This is a genomic window from Pseudomonas sp. MF08875, assembly GCF_059862525.1.
Genome location: NZ_JCBCUW010000006.1, coordinates 42,469 through 57,195, shown reverse-complemented (window position 1 = coordinate 57,195; position 14,727 = coordinate 42,469). Strand labels below are relative to the sequence as shown.

The window sequence follows — 14,727 nt, the reverse complement described above, 5'->3', positions numbered from 1 at the left end:
CATAAGCTGAGTGGAGGTGGGTGTGACGGTTAAGCAGATACGGGCGTTCCTGGCGGTGGCGCAGAGCTTGAGCTTTGCGTTGGCGTGTGAGCGGTTGCATTTATCGCAGTCGGCGTTGAGTTTGACCATCAAGGCTTTGGAAGAAGGTTTGGGCGGGCGGTTGTTTAGCCGTACCACGCGTAACGTCAGCCTGACGGCCGAAGGGGAAGCCCTGCTGCCGTTGGCGCGGCGGTTGATCGCCGATTGGGACAACGCCGAAGATGAACTGCGTCAGCGCTTCACCCTGCAACGGGGGCGCGTGACACTGGCGGCCATGCCTTCGTTTGCCGGCAACCTGCTGCCGCCGATCCTCAAGACCTTTCGCGGGCGTTACCCCCAGGTCAATGTCACGGTCAACGACGTGATTAACGAACAGGTGCTGGAAATGGTCCGCGACCGCCAGGTGGAACTGGGGGTGGCGTTCGAGCCGGGGCCGGGGTCGTCGTTGCATTTCACGCCGCTGTACCTGGACCGCTTTGTCGCCGTGGTGCCCGCCGACTGCGCCCTGGCGCGGCACACGCAGGTGGATTGGGTGACGCTGCTGGAGCACCCCTTCATCACCCTACAACGGCCCTCCACCGTGCGGGTGATGCTGGAGGAACACTTGCAGGCGCGGGGGATGAAGTTGCCGGTGGAGTTTGAAAGCCATCAACTGGCGACCGTGGGGCGTATGGTCGCCAGTGGCCTGGGGGTGAGTGCGGTGCCGGCCCTGTGCGCCGGGCAGATGCGCGAATTGGGCGGCCATTGCCTGACCCTCAGCGAGCCGGTGGTGGAACGCGCCATCGGCGTGCTGACCAAGCCCGGCCAGGAGTTGTCGGCAGCGGCCCAGGCGCTGTTCGACAGTTTGCTGGCGGCGCACTCACTCGCCGCGGATGTACTGCTCTAACTGGCGGATCAGGTCGGCCTGTTCGGCGATGGCTTCCTTGACCAGGTCACCGATGGACAACAGGCCCAGCAACTGGCCGTTTTCCACCACCGGCAAATGGCGCAGGTGGCTGTCGGTCATGATGCCCATGCAGCCTTCGACGGTTTGGTGGGAGTCCACGGTGATGACCGGCGAGCTCATGATGTCGCTGACCGGCGTGCCCACCGACGAGCGCCCCTTGAGCACCAGTTTGCGGGCGTAGTCCCGTTCGCTGATAACCCCCACCACCACGCCGTCCTTGACCACGGGCAGGGCGCCGACGTTCTTCTCGGCCATTTTCATCAAGGCTTCGAGCACCATTTGGTGAGGCGCGATGGTGTGCACTTGCTGGTTGTGCTGGGCCTTGAGCTTCAGGAGTTGGGCAACGGTCTTCATGGTGGGCCTCGACGGTGGCATGCCGGGCGGCAGAAGGTGCCGCCCTGTAGTGTTTGACGCAGCGCGCGTTAATACAGAATCGTGGAGTGCGGCCCGCAGGGCAAGGGCCAAAGCGGCATGCAAACGGGTGAAAAACGTCATTTTTCGGCAAATTTTCAGCAATTGGCGCGAAAACCTGCCTCAGCCTCACCCGACAGACGTACCTCGGCGCCACTGATGGCATTGCGCTTTTAGCGCTACGCTCAATAAAATCAGGCGCGTCGCGGTGATATCACTGTGTGGTGGCACTGTTTGGCCGGGCCGGATATCGCAAGCACTGAACCCGAAGGAGGCGTCCATGAACCCGTTGCATTGGCCCGCAGTGCTGTTGCTGGCGTGGGCCGCCAGTGCGCCCGTGTGGGCCCAGGGCTCATGCCCGCCTGGCTATGGCAAGAATTGGCAAGGCCAGTGCCTTGATTGCTCCAAACCGATGTCCGAAGCCCTCTGTGCCGGGGATGCCGGCGGCTATTCCACCAGCGCCGAGCCCGACCGCGTCGGCCAGGCCTCCGAGGCCTTGGGCGCGGTGGGCGACTACCTGCAAAAACGCGCCGATGCCCAGGACCGCGAGGCGCAACAGCAACGCCAGCAGGCCGAGCAACAGGAAGCCCTGGAAAACCAGCGCAACGCCCGGGGCGTGGCGGCGTTCAATAACGCGGTCGATAACCTGGAAAACACCGACTGGGAAAGTCAGGCCTTGCAGAGCCAAGCGCCCCGCCCCGGCAAAAAAGGCCTGGACTGCGACTGCGGCACAGTGGTGGCCCGTTGCGAGGCCACCATCGATTCCCTCAAGCGCACTGGCAAGACCGGTTTCAGCTTCCGCGTGTCATCCACCGAGGCGCAGTGCTCCAAGGTCTCCTACTTCATTGATGGGCGGCCCAACCTGACGGTTCTTAACCGCCGTTCCTCGGCCATCGAACAGGCTTCGGGGCAGAAGAACCTGACCTTGCAGCAGTTCGATATCGAGCGCTGCGAGGTGTGCGCCAGCCAGTAGCAAGCGGGCTCGCCCGCGCTCGGTCGCGTAGCGGCCGTAAAAACGCTGTAAGGCACACCATTGTCGAGGGGCGCTACGCACCCCAGCGCGGGCGAGCCCGCTTGCTACAACAACCACAACGAGGACCCGCGGGAGGCTTATGAAAATCCTGATGATGGTATTGCCCTTGGTGGCCGTGCCGGCCCTGGCCGCCGAACTCAAGCAAGTGCGGGTGTTGCCCGGCGAAGCCCGGCACATCTCGCCGGCGCTCAAGCGCCAGTACGAGTACGACCCGGAAATCGGCAAGGTCGGCACCGCGGCGGCCAAGCTGCAATCGGTGACCATGGCCGACGGCAAGGCCTACCCCGCGTGGGGCTATGTGTATACCGGCGACGGTGGCACGGTGACGCGCCTGCCGATCTACCACGGCTTTGCCGCGCTGCAGAGCTACCAGGCGCCCGATCAGATCCAGAACTGCGGCACCAAGGACAGCCTGACCGCCAACACCAAAGTCGTGCTGTCGAAGACCAGCCCCTGGCCGGCGCCGGTGTTCAAGGTCTACAGCGAAGAGCTGTACTCGCGCCAACCCCTTGATTGCGTGACCCAATGGACCAAGTCCTACCCCACTGAACCGGTGGTGATCCAGACCAAGAAACTCACCGAATGTCGCCAGTTGCGCAGCGGCCCGGCGCGGGAGCTGAGCGCCAAACTGGCGGGCAAGCTCTATGAGTACAACTGCAAGAGCTTCACCCTGGGCAGTTACGAAGGGGCGAAGATGACGCCCACGGCCGACGCGACCGTGGTGTATTCCGACTACCTGGACACCGTGGTCAGCGGCAAGCTGCACAACGTGCCGGGGGTGGATTTCGACTACACCGCGCAACCGGCCCAGCGCCTGAGCTACACCTTTTTGGACGAGGCCGGCACGCGCCAGACCCTGGAAGTCAGCAGCCAGTTCGGCTGGGGCATCCCCTAGGTTTCAGCGCCGTGGCGCTTGCAGGTACGACACCACGCTTTCGGTCAGTTCGGTGGCCAGTTTCACGCAGGCCGGGTTGCGCGCCATCACAGCCGCCACCAGGCCTTCGATCAGGGCCAGCACGGCGATGCTGGAACTGGTCAGCACCGGGTGCTCGGCGGGGGCGAAGAGCACGTGGTCGGCCAGGGCGGTCAGGGGCGAGGCAGGGGAGTCGGTGATGGCCAGCACGCGGGCGCCGCGTTCGTGGGCAAAGCGGGCCAGTTGCAGGGTGTCCAGGGAGTAACGCGGCAGCGAGATGGCCAGCAGCACGTCCTGTTCGGTGATGGCGGCGAGGCGATAGGCGGCGTTTTCGTTGCCGCCCTCCATGCTGATGGCGCAGGCATCGGCGCAGAACGGCATCAGGGTCGCGGCCGCATAACCGGCCAGGTACACGCTGTTGCCAAACCCCAGCACATAGATCTTGCGCGCCGCCGTCAGGCCTGTGACAAAGGCCTCGAACGCCTCGCCCGGGTTGTTGCTGGCGGCGGTGGCGAGGTTGCTGCTGGCGATCTGGATTTGCTCCGGCAGGCCAAAGGCGCCGTCGGGGCGCTGGGCCAGTTGATCGCGCAGTTTGTCCACCGGCGAGACCATCTGTTGCAAGGTATCGATCAACTCGGCGCGCATGCCAGTGTAGCCGCCCAGGTCCAGGGCTTTGGCCAGGCGATTGACCGCCGCTGGCGAGGTGGCGGTTTCCTGGGCCAGTTCCTCGATGGTCAGGGTGGCGGCCTTGAGCGGGTGGCGCAGGATGAAGTCGGCCACCTTGCGCAGCGAGGGCGGCAGGTCGCTGATGATCTGCGCCAGTTTGCGCATCACCGGGGTGGCGTAGACCGTGGTGTCGGAGGCGGGGCTCAGCATGGGCGATGCAACCTGTGTGAAGGCGCCCCGCGCCAGTGGCGTGGGGCGGGGACGTCAATCGGTAAGCAAGCGGCCCTGGCGCAGCACCTGGGTGCCGGCGACCTTGGCCAGCCACAGCCCCGGTTGGGCGAAACGCAGGCGTTCGCGGGCGTAGAGCAAACCGTCGGTAGTGGCGTGGACCACGCTGTGGCGGTCGGTGAGCGGGTCGAGGACTTCAAACAACGGGTCGCCGACCTGCACCCGCGCACCCACCGCTTGCAGGAAGCTGACCACCCCCGCGTGGGGGGCGTAGGCGTATTGGGTGGCGGCAAACGGCGTGGCGTCGCAGCACTCGCCGGGCACGGGTGGCCAGTCGCCGGCGATCAGGCCCTGGTCGGCCAGGTAGGCGAGGATCTGCTCGGCGCAGGCGATGCTCGGTTCGCGGTCGGTGTCGGTCATGCCGCGCAACTCCAGGGTACTGGCCACGCAGGCCAGGGGCACCGGCACCTGGGGGAAGCGCTCGGCCAGTTGCACCCAGGGCAGCGAGCAGGATTCGTCGAACGCCTTGCCGCCGGAATCATCGGCCAGCAACACGGCCCCGGCCTCCAGGCGCGCGGCGAGGGGGCGGATCTGCGCCCAGTGCTGGGGGATGGCGTAAAGCAGCATCACACCCTCGAAATCGCAGTGCAGGTCCAGCACCAGGTCGGCGTCGCAGGCGTGTTGCAGCAGCAGGCGGCGCAGGCCTTCGGTCTCCGACTGCGCGGCGGGCAGGGCGGCGATGGCCTCGCCCATGGCGGCACGGATCAGGGCGACGTTGGCGTCGGCGTCTTGGGTCAACTGGCCGTCGATGCGCAGTGCGACGGCATCGGCCAGTTGCGGGAAGTCACGGTTGAAATTCTTGCCGCTGGAAAACTCGAAGCGGCCTTGGTGGGTGCCCTGGAACATCTGCGCCAGGCCAATGGGGTTGGCCACCGGCACCAGTTCGATCACCCCGTTGAGGCGGCCCTGTTGTTCCAGCTCCCGCAGGCGCGCCTTGAGTGCCACCGCCACGCGCATGCCCGGCAGTTCATCGGCGTGCAGCGAGGCCTGGATATAGGCTTTGCGCGGGCCCTGGCCAAAACGAAAGACCGACAACTGCCGCTCGGTGCCCATGGCACTCCAGGGCAGCAGGTGTTGAATGTGTTCCATGCAAATCCTTAGTGGGAACCCTGGCGCGCGCGCCAGGGTGAACGCGGGGGCTTAGCGAGCGCCGTAGATGTCGAAAGTGAAGTATTTGGCCATCACTTTGTCGTAGGTGCCGTTAGCGCGGATAGCGTCGATGGCGGCATCCAGGCGTTCCTTGGTTTGGACGTCGCCCTTGCGGATGGCGATGCCGGCGCCTTTGCCGAAGTATTCCGGCTTGCTGGCGGTGGACGGGCCGACCATGGCGAAGCCTTTGCCCTGCGGGGTTTGCAGGAAGCTGTCGTTGGTGAACACGCTGTCGGCCAGGGCGGCGTCGATACGGCCGTTCTGCAGGTCAAGGAACGCTTGGGCCTGGGTGTCGTAGCGCACCACCTCGATGCCGGTTTTTTCCAGTTCGGCAGTGGCGAAACGGTCGTAGGTGGAGGCTCGCTGGACTCCGACTTTCTTGCCCTTGAGCTCGACCAGCGAATCGCTGAGCTCAGTGCCGGCCTTCATCGTGTAGCGGCCAGGGGTGTGGTAGTACTTCTTGCTGAAGTCCACCGACTTGAGGCGGTCGGGGGTGATCGACATGGACGTGACCGCCGCGTCGATCTTCTTGGTGTTGAGCGACGGGATCATGCCGTCGAACGCCAGGACCACCCATTGGCACTTGACCTTCATTTCTTCGCACAGCGCATTGCCGATGTCGTAGTCGAAACCGCCGAGCTTGCCTTGCTGGTCTGCGTAGTTGAACGGCGGGTAGGCCGCTTCGATGCCCATGCGCATGGTTTTTTGATCGGCGTGGGCAAACAGACTGACGGCGCTAAGTACCAAAGCACCGAAAACGTGGGTCTTTTTCAAATGGTTCACTCCTGTGTGGGACGTGCGGGTGGTCATTACCCTTGGCCAAAAGGTTGGCGCGGCTATAAATGACAGGTTTTATTTCACAAATCAATCCACTGAAAGTAAACGTATCAACCCCGCCAGCGCCCAGCAAAAAGGGCGCCGAAGCGCCCTGTGGGAATGGCTGTAGCAAGCGGGCTCGCCCGCTGACTACCTTAGGCGGTGGTGGTTTGTTCCTGGCCTTGGCGCAGGCGTGTGCTAATAAGCGCCGCGACCACCAGCAACCCGGCGATTACCAGCAAGCCGTTGCGGGTGCTGCCGGTGGTTTGTTCGATCAGGCCCATCACCGAGGGGCCGACGAAACCGCCGAGCAAGCCGCACGTGGTGACGAACGCCAGGCCCGCCGCCAGGGCCGTGCCGCTGAGGCGGCTGGAGGGGAAGACGAAGATGATCGACTGCACCACGAACAGCATCAGCGCGGTGAGCGAGAAACCGATCAGGCCGATGTAGGAGTTGGAGAACGACGCCAGCAACAGGCCGCTGGCCATGGTCAGCAGGCCGAAGAACAGGATGCGCCGGCAGCGCTGCGGTGAGGTGGCCAGGCGTGGGAACGTCGCGGCGCCGATGGCGGCGGCGATCCACGGCACCGAGGTCAGCAGGCCGATTTGCAGGGGCGTCAGCGCGCCATAGGTGCCGATGATGCCGGGCAGGAAGAAGATCACCGTGTAGATGGTGATCTGATGCACGAAGTACACAGCAATCGCCAGCCAGATCTGCTTGTCGCGGAACATCTGCCCCAGGCGGCTTTGCTGCGGCGAGGCGGCGCGCTCGGCGCTCAGGCGTTCTTCGATGGCGCGGGCCTGGGCTTTGGTCAGCCAGGAGGCGGAGGAGGGGCCGTCGGGCAGTTTTTTCCATACCACGTAGGCCAGGGCCACGGCGGGCAGGCCTTCGAGCACGAACAGCCACTGCCAGCCGTGCCAGCCCAGCCAGCCGTCGAGTTCCAGCAAGGCGCCGCCCAACGGGCCGCTGAGGATGTTGGCCAGGCACACGCCGAGCAGGAAGTAACCGGTGGCCCGTGCCCGTTGTTCGCGGTTGAACCAGTAGGTCAGGTACAGCATTACGCCGGGGAACAGGCCGGCCTCGGCCACGCCCAGCAGCAGACGCATGATGTAGAAGGAGGTTTCGCCCTGGACGAACGCCATGCCTGCGGACAACAGGCCCCAGGTAATCATGATCCGGGTGATCCAGAACCGGGCACCCACGCGTTGCATGATGAGGTTGCTGGGCACCTCGAACAGCGCGTAGGTCAGGAAGAACAGCCCCGCGCCCAGGCCATAGGCCGCGGCGGAGAGGCCCAAATCGATGCCCATGCTGGCCTTGGCCAGGGCAATGTTGGTGCGGTCGAGGAAACTCATCACGTAGACCACCACCAACAGTGGCATGAGTTTGCGCAACAGCAGGCGGTTCAGGCGGCTTTCATCGGTGACGCCGGCAGTGCTTGCCTGGGCCGCCGCGGTACTTAGGATTGTCATTTTTATAGTCCTAATGTGGGCAGGTACAAAGGGTCAAACCGGTGGTGCAACCCTTGCCCGCCGGGGCGGGCAAGGGGAGTGGGGCAGTGTTCGCGGACTATTGCGGCTCCAGGTCCACCCAGATAGCGCCGCCAGGGTACTGATATCGCTCCAGGGTTTGCGCGCTCATTTCGATGCTGTAGCCCGGTTGCTGGGGTGGCATGTAGCGCCCGCGGCGGATCACCACCGGCTCCAGGAAGTGCTCGTGCAAGTGATCGACGTATTCGAGCACGCGATTTTCCAGGGAGCCGGAAACGGCGATGTAGTCGAAGATCGAGATGTTCTGCACGTACTCGCACAGGCCGACGCCGCCGCCGTGGGGGCAGACCGGCACGTCGAACTTGGCGGCCATCAGCATCACGATCAGCACTTCGTTGAGGCCGCCCAGGCGCGCGGCGTCCAGTTGGCAGAAGTCCATGGCCTGGGCCTGGAACATCTGCTTGAACATCACCCGGTTGTGGCAGTGCTCGCCGGTGGCGACGCCAATGGGCTTGATGCGCTGGCGGATGGTGGCGTGGCCGAGGATGTCGTCGGGGCTGGTGGGCTCTTCGATCCACCAGGGGTTGAACGCGGCGAGGCGGCGCATGTTAGCGATGGATTCATCCACGCCCCAGACCTGGTTGGCGTCCATCATCAGGGTCAGGTCCGGGCCCAGTTCTTCACGCAGGATCGCGGCGCGGCGGATGTCTTCTTCCAGGTTGGCGCCGATCTTCTGCTTGACGTGGGTCCAGCCGTCGGCCACGGCTTCGCGGCACAGGCGGCGCATTTTCTCTTCGCTGTAGCCCAGCCAGCCTGGCGCGGTGGTGTAGCCGGGGTAGCCTTCGCGCAGCATGTGCGCTTCGCGCTCGGCCTTGCCCGAGGCCTTGCGGCGCAGCAAGGCGATGGCTTCTTCGGGGGTGATGGCGTCGGTCACGTAGCTGAAATCCAGGCACGCCACCAGTTGCTCGGGGCTCATGTCGGCGAGCATTTTCCACACCGGTTTGCCTTCGACCTTGGCCCACAGGTCCCATACGGCGTTGACGATAGCGGCGGTGGCGAGGTGGATCACGCCTTTTTCCGGGCCCAGCCAGCGCAGTTGGCTGTCGCCGACGGTGATGTTGTGCCAGAAACCGCCCATGTCGGCGGTGATGTCTTCCAGGGTCTTGCCGACGATCAGTGGCGCCAGGGATTGCACGGCGGCGCAGCAGATCTCATTGCCACGGCCGATGGTGAAGGTCAGGCCATGGCCTTCCAGGCCTTTGTCGGAGTCGGTGTGCAGCACCACATAAGAAGCCGAATAATCCGGCGCGCTGTTCATGGCGTCGGAGCCGTCCAGCGAACGGGAAGTCGGGAAACGGATGTCGCGTACGCTCAGGTGGGTAATTCGAATGCTCATGGCGAACTCTTTTTTGTAGGTGACGTCTTGGAAGCCCGACTGTAGGGTGAGCGGCGATATAGGCATAATCGTCGATTCGTATAGATGGATACCAAAATTGATATGTCAGAGCTGCCCGTCAAACCCTCGCTGCCAGCGGCCAAAACCTTCAGCCCGCTGAAGATTTCCAGCCGCCAGATCGCCTTGCTCAATGCCCTGGGCGAGTACCGCAACCTGCGCCGCGCCGCCACGGCCATGCACACCACCCAACCGGCGGCGAGCCTGCTGTTGCAGCAACTGGAAGAGCGCCTGGGGGCCAAGTTGTTCGAGCGCTTGCCCCGGGGCATGGAGCCGACCCTGTATGGCGAAGTGATGCTGCATTACGCCCAGGGCGCGGTGCATGAGTTCGAACACGCCGAAGCGCAACTGGCGGAGCTGGCCCGGGGCGCCTCGGGCCTGGTGCGCATCGGCACCGTGATGGGGCCGGTGCCCACGGTGTTGACCCGGGGCGTGCTGGCCTTCAAGGCCGACAACCCGAAAGTGCGCATCAGCATCGAGGTGGGCACCAGCGACACCTTGCTCCCGGCCCTGGTGCGCGGCGACTACGACGTGGTGCTGGGGCGCCTGCCGGACCAGAGCGACAGCCAGGGCCTGAACATCGAGCTGTTCGAACAGGGCGAGCAGATGCGCGTGATCGCCCGCCCCGGGCACCCACTCGCCGGCGCGGCGCGCTTGAGCCTGGCCGACCTGATGGCACTGACCTGGATTCTTCACCCTCTCGACAGCCCCATGCGCCGCCGCGTAGAAAACGCCCTCAACGCCGGCGGCATGGTGCAGGCCCTGGATATCGTCGAAACGGCCTCGATCCTGGCCACCACCGCCATGATCGAAGCCTCGGACATGATCGCTGTGGTGCCCAACGATGTGGCCGAGCACTACGCGCGCTACGCCATGGTGGCGATTTTGCCGGTGGAACTGCCGATCTCCATGGTCAACCTGGGCCTCTTGACCCGCCAAGCCCGGCCCCTGGCCCCGGCGGTGAGCCGGTTGCTGGGGTACTTGCGCGAGTGTGGCAAGGGCTGACCCACCTGCAACATGGTGGGAGCGATCCCACACAGGCCAGCCCTTGCTTAAGTGACCCAGCGCACCCCGCCCGCTAGACTCCCCGCCATTTCCCCAAGGACATCGCCCATGCCCCCGGCCATTTCCCATCCTGCCTTCTGCAATTGGTTGCGCTTCAAGCACCTGGTGCTGATCGACACCCTGGCCCGCACGCGCAACATGCACACCACCGCCCAGCAGATGAACCTCAGCCAACCGGCCCTGAGCAAGATGCTGCGCGATTTGGAGGAGCAGTTCGGCTTTGCCCTGTTCGAGCGCCTGCCGCGCAGCATGCCGCCCACGGAGCTGGGGGAGTACGTGGTGCGCTACGCCCAGGTGTCGCTTAACGATTCCCAGCGCTTTGTCGATCAGGTCAATCGCCTGCGCCAGGGCGGCCACGGCTTTTTGAAGGTGGGTGGGATCTTTGCCGCCACCTCGGTGGTGCTGCCCGAGGCCATTGCCCTTATCAAGGCCCGTAGCCCGTTGTTGTCGATTGAGGTGGTGGAGCAGTCCAGCGACCACTTGCTGGCCATGCTGGAGCAAAACAAGCTCGACCTGATAATCGGCCGCTTCACCGATGAGCGCTTCGCCCAGCTCTTCGACTTCCAGCCCTTGGGCCCGGAGCCGTTCTGCCTGGTGGTCAACCATCGCCACCCGCTGGCGCAAGGCCCGGTCAGCCTGGCCGACCTGAGCCAGTGGCCGTGGGTGCTGTACCCGGTGGGCACGCCGATCCGCGCACGCATGGAGGCAGCCTTCGCCGCCGTGGGCCTGGCCACGCCGGCCAATACGGTGGACACCATCTCCATGCCCACCTTCCTGCAACTGCTGCAATCGGGGCCGATGATCGCCATGCTCCCGGAGTCCATGGTCAGCGCCCACCTGCACAACGGCTTGCTCAAAGCCCTGGACACGCCGCTGCAACTGGCGCCCCTGGACTACGGCATCCTCACCCGCAAAAACGAACGCCTGACCGGGCCGACCCGGGAGTTTGCCGAAATCCTCCTGGAGTTCGCCCGCCAGCGCCGTAATGGGGAAATTGCCTGAAGCGATAACCTGGGGTTATCGGTCAATCGCAACCTTTCATTGGGCAATGGCCCGGCAGCTCCTTAGAGTGGTTATAGACCTGCTCGATCTTGATCGAGCACGTAATAACAAGAACCTACGGTGTAACCGTCTCTGAGAGGTTCCATGGAACTGATTGCCAAGACCCAAGGCTTTGACACCCGCGCGGCCGTGATCCGCCTCAACCCCTTGGACAACGTATTGATCGCCCGCCAGGCCCTGCCCGCAGGCCTGGTGCTGGCCGCCGAGCAAATCACCGTGCGCCAGGCTGTGCCGTCGGGGCACAAGGTCGCCACCGTGCGCATCGAGCAGGGCCAGCCCCTACGCCGCTACGGGCAGATCATCGGTTTCGCTTCGCAGACCATCGAAGCCGGCGACCATGTGCACGTGCAGAACGTGGAAATGGGCGACTTTTCCCGCGATTACGCTTTTGGCGTCGACGCCCATGAAGTGCCGGCCAGCGAAGCGTTTTTTGACGGCATCGTGCGCGCCGATGGCCGGGTCGCCACCCGCAACTACGTCGGCATCCTGACCTCGGTGAACTGCTCGGCCACCGTGGCCCGGGCCGTGGCCGACCATTTTCGCCGCGACATCCACCCCGAAGTGCTGGCCGCCTACCCGAACATCGACGGTGTGGTGGCCCTGACCCACGGCGCCGGTTGTGCGGTGGATCCCAGCGGCGAAGCCCTGGGCCTGTTGCGCCGCACCTTGGGTGGCTACGCGGTACACCCCAACTTCGCGGCGGTGTTGATTATTGGCCTGGGCTGCGAAACCAACCAGATCGAAGACCTGCTGGCCACCCAGGGGCTGACCAAGAGCGATCAACTGCGCGCCTTTACCATTCAGGGCGTGGGCGGCACCTCGAAAACCATCGCCAGCGGCATTGAGCAGGTCAAGAGCCTGCTGGCCCAGGCCAACGAGGTCAAGCGCGAGCGGGTCAGTGCCAAGCACCTGGTGGTGGGCCTGCAATGCGGCGGCTCCGATGGTTATTCGGGGATCACCGCCAACCCGGCCCTGGGCAACGCAGTGGATCGCCTGGTGGCGGCCGGCGGCACGGCGATTCTCTCCGAGACTCCGGAAATCTACGGCGCCGAACACCTGCTGACACGCCGTGCGGTGAGCCGTGCCGTGGGCGAAAAACTCATCGCCCGCATCCACTGGTGGGAAGCCTACTGCCAGCGGATGAACGCCGAACTCAACAACAACCCCTCGGCCGGCAACAAGGCCGGGGGCTTGACCACCATCCTGGAAAAATCCCTGGGGGCGGTGGCCAAGGCCGGCTCCAGCAACCTGGTGGATGTCTATGAATACGCCCAAGCCGTGCGCGCCAAGGGCCTGGTGTTTATGGACACCCCCGGCTACGACCCGGTGTCGGCCACCGGCCAGGTCGCCGGCGGCGCCAACCTGATCGCCTTTACCACCGGGCGCGGCTCGGCCTACGGCTGTGCGCCGGCGCCCTCGATCAAGTTGGCGACCAACAACCGGGTGTTCGAGTACCAAGAAGAAGACATGGACGTGAACTGCGGCGGCATTGCCGACGGCAGCACCAGCATCCAAGAGCGGGGCGCCTACATCTTCCAGATGATGCTCGACATCGCCTCCGGCCAACGCAGCAAAAGCGAACAGCACGGCTACGGCCAGAACGAATTCGTGCCGTGGCAGATCGGCGCGGTGACGTGATCGCGCGCCCCCGGCTGATCTGCTGTGGAAGCGGGCTTGCCCGCCACAGCGGTGGGTCAGTTGGCAACTGTATGGCCTGACAGTCCGCCATCGCGGGCAGGCCCGCTACCACTGGGTTGTGTGGCTGCCGGCCCTTTTTTTACTTTTCACCAAGGGAACTCTTCAAATGAACCTCTCCGGATTCAACTTCATTGACGGTCAACGCAGCGCCGAAGGCGATACTCGCCTGCACAGCGTCGACGCCACCACCGGCGAGCAACTGCCGGGCGCGTTTTTCCAGGCCACCCTGGGCGAGGTCGACCTGGCCGTGGAAGCCGCCGAGCGCGCTTTCCCGATCTACCGCAACCTGCCGGCCGCGCGCCGTGCCGAATTCCTCGACGCCATCGCCGACGAACTCGATGCCCTGGGCGATGACTTCGTAGCCCTGACCTGCCGCGAAACCGCGTTGCCCACCGCCCGTATCCAGGGCGAGCGTGGCCGCACCAGCGGGCAGATGCGCCTGTTCGCCCAAGTGCTGCGCCGTGGCGACTTCTACGGTGCGCGTATCGACCAGGCCCTGCCCGAGCGCAAACCGCTGCCGCGCCCGGACCTGCGCCAGTACCGCACCGCCGTGGGCCCAGTGGCCGTGTTCGGCGCCAGCAACTTCCCACTGGCGTTCTCCACCGCCGGCGGCGACACCGCCTCGGCCCTGGCCGCCGGTTGCCCGGTGGTGTTCAAGGCCCATAGCGGCCACATGGCCACGGCTGAGCGGGTGGCCGAAGCGCTGGTGCGCGCCGCCGAGAAAACCGGCATGCCCACGGGCGTGTTCAACATGATTTTCGGCGGCGGTGTCGGCGCTGCGCTGGTCAAGCACCCAGGCATCCAGGCCGTGGGCTTCACCGGCTCCCTCAAGGGCGGCCGCGCCCTGTGCGACATGGCGGCCGCGCGTCCGCAACCGATCCCGGTGTTTGCCGAAATGTCGAGCATCAACCCGGTGTTGGTCCTGCCCCAGGCCTTGCAGGCCCGCAGCGCGGCCATCGCCAAGGACCTCAGCGCCTCGGTGGTTCAGGGTTGCGGCCAGTTCTGCACCAACCCGGGCCTGATCCTGGGCATCGCTTCGCCGCAGATGAGCGCATTTGTCGAGCAACTGCGCGCGCACATGGCCGAGCAGGCGCCACAAACCATGCTCAACGCCGGCACCCTGGCCAGCTACGGCAAAGGCCTGGCGGCGCTGCACAGCCACCCTGGCGTCAGCCACCTGAGCGGCCAGCCACAAAGCGGCAACCAGGCCCAGCCGCAACTGTTCCAAGCTGATATCAGCCTGCTGTTGGAACACGATGAACTGCTGCAAGAAGAAGTCTTCGGCCCGTGCACGGTGGTGGTACTGGCCGCCGACCGCAAAGAGCTGCTGCGCGCCGTGCGTGCCCTGCAAGGCCAACTGACCGCCACCCTGTTGGCCGAAGACGCCGACCTGGTGGAGTTTGCCGAGCTGTTGCCGATCCTCGAACAGCGCGTCGGCCGCGTGCTGCTCAACGGCTACCCGACCGGGGTGGAAGTCAGCGACGCCATGGTCCATGGCGGCCCGTACCCGGCCACCTCCGACGCCCGCGGCACCTCGGTGGGCACCCTGGCCATCGACCGCTTCCTGCGCCCGGTGTGCTTCCAGAACATCCCCGATGCGCACTTGCCCGACGCTCTGAAAAACGCCAACCCATTGGGCATCGCCCGCCTCGTGGACGGCCAGAGCAGCACCCGCGCCTTGGGCTGACCCGCCCCGAC

Annotated in this window: 13 protein-coding genes; 7 read left to right on the top strand and 6 right to left on the bottom strand. The window is 65.0% G+C overall.

Features of this window, described 5'->3' with window-relative positions; all coding sequences use genetic code 11:
• The first annotated feature begins 22 nt into the window (after nucleotides 1-22).
• Nucleotides 23-925: a LysR family transcriptional regulator gene (locus AC19YT_RS05010; RefSeq protein WP_095111197.1), complete on the top strand. Its 903-nt coding sequence runs from the start codon at nucleotides 23-25 to the stop codon at nucleotides 923-925.
• Here the strand turns inward: AC19YT_RS05010 and AC19YT_RS05005 are convergent.
• Complete coding sequence (locus tag AC19YT_RS05005) at nucleotides 899-1,339, bottom strand: CBS domain-containing protein (RefSeq protein ID WP_095111198.1); 441 nt, start codon at nucleotides 1,337-1,339, stop codon at nucleotides 899-901. The two genes, AC19YT_RS05010 and AC19YT_RS05005, sit on opposite strands and share 27 nt — an antisense overlap.
• Nucleotides 1,340-1,676: 337 nt before the next feature.
• Here AC19YT_RS05005 and AC19YT_RS05000 point away from each other — a divergent pair, with 337 nt between their 5' ends.
• Together AC19YT_RS05000 and AC19YT_RS04995 are read left to right on the top strand one after the other, a co-directional pair.
• Entirely contained in the window at nucleotides 1,677-2,369 is a 693-nt protein-coding gene (locus AC19YT_RS05000) for a hypothetical protein (protein WP_095111199.1), read from the top strand.
• A 139-nt stretch (nucleotides 2,370-2,508) separates the two neighbouring features.
• Nucleotides 2,509-3,324, top strand: a complete 816-nt coding sequence (locus AC19YT_RS04995) for a hypothetical protein (protein WP_500609862.1) — start codon at nucleotides 2,509-2,511, stop codon at nucleotides 3,322-3,324.
• A 3-nt stretch (nucleotides 3,325-3,327) separates the two neighbouring features.
• Here the strand turns inward: AC19YT_RS04995 and AC19YT_RS04990 are convergent, their stop codons facing one another.
• From AC19YT_RS04990 to AC19YT_RS04970, 5 genes are all read right to left on the bottom strand, one after another.
• Nucleotides 3,328-4,218, bottom strand: coding sequence for a MurR/RpiR family transcriptional regulator (locus AC19YT_RS04990; protein WP_500609861.1), 891 nt, complete (start codon nucleotides 4,216-4,218; stop codon nucleotides 3,328-3,330).
• Nucleotides 4,219-4,272: 54 nt separating this feature from the next.
• Nucleotides 4,273-5,385, bottom strand: coding sequence for a succinylglutamate desuccinylase/aspartoacylase family protein (locus AC19YT_RS04985; protein ID WP_500609860.1), 1,113 nt, complete (start codon nucleotides 5,383-5,385; stop codon nucleotides 4,273-4,275).
• A gap of 51 nt (nucleotides 5,386-5,436) precedes the next feature.
• Nucleotides 5,437-6,255, bottom strand: coding sequence for an ABC transporter substrate-binding protein (locus AC19YT_RS04980; protein ID WP_371856255.1), 819 nt, complete (start codon nucleotides 6,253-6,255; stop codon nucleotides 5,437-5,439).
• A gap of 161 nt (nucleotides 6,256-6,416) precedes the next feature.
• Complete coding sequence (locus AC19YT_RS04975) at nucleotides 6,417-7,733, bottom strand: MFS transporter (protein ID WP_095111204.1); 1,317 nt, start codon at nucleotides 7,731-7,733, stop codon at nucleotides 6,417-6,419.
• Between the two features lie 97 nt (nucleotides 7,734-7,830).
• The gene (locus AC19YT_RS04970; RefSeq protein WP_500600254.1) at nucleotides 7,831-9,147 is read right to left on the bottom strand and encodes an L-fuconate dehydratase; all 1,317 of its coding nucleotides are present in this window, start codon (nucleotides 9,145-9,147) and stop codon (nucleotides 7,831-7,833) included.
• Between the two features lie 84 nt (nucleotides 9,148-9,231).
• Here AC19YT_RS04970 and AC19YT_RS04965 point away from each other — a divergent pair, with 84 nt between their 5' ends.
• The 4 genes from AC19YT_RS04965 (at nucleotide 9,232) to AC19YT_RS04950 (ending at nucleotide 14,716) form a co-directional block, all read left to right on the top strand.
• A complete protein-coding gene (locus tag AC19YT_RS04965) occupies nucleotides 9,232-10,209 on the top strand; it encodes a LysR family transcriptional regulator (RefSeq protein WP_500600256.1) in 978 nt (325 codons plus the stop codon).
• Between the two features lie 108 nt (nucleotides 10,210-10,317).
• Nucleotides 10,318-11,271 (top strand): LysR family transcriptional regulator, encoded by a 954-nt coding sequence (locus AC19YT_RS04960; protein WP_095111207.1) that lies wholly within the window; start codon nucleotides 10,318-10,320, stop codon nucleotides 11,269-11,271.
• 144 nt (nucleotides 11,272-11,415) lie between these two features.
• On the top strand, nucleotides 11,416-12,969 hold the full coding sequence (locus AC19YT_RS04955; protein ID WP_095111208.1) for a UxaA family hydrolase: 1,554 nt from the start codon (nucleotides 11,416-11,418) through the stop codon (nucleotides 12,967-12,969).
• A 166-nt stretch (nucleotides 12,970-13,135) separates the two neighbouring features.
• Nucleotides 13,136-14,716, top strand: coding sequence for an aldehyde dehydrogenase (NADP(+)) (locus AC19YT_RS04950; RefSeq protein ID WP_500609859.1), 1,581 nt, complete (start codon nucleotides 13,136-13,138; stop codon nucleotides 14,714-14,716).
• Nucleotides 14,717-14,727 lie beyond the last annotated feature (11 nt).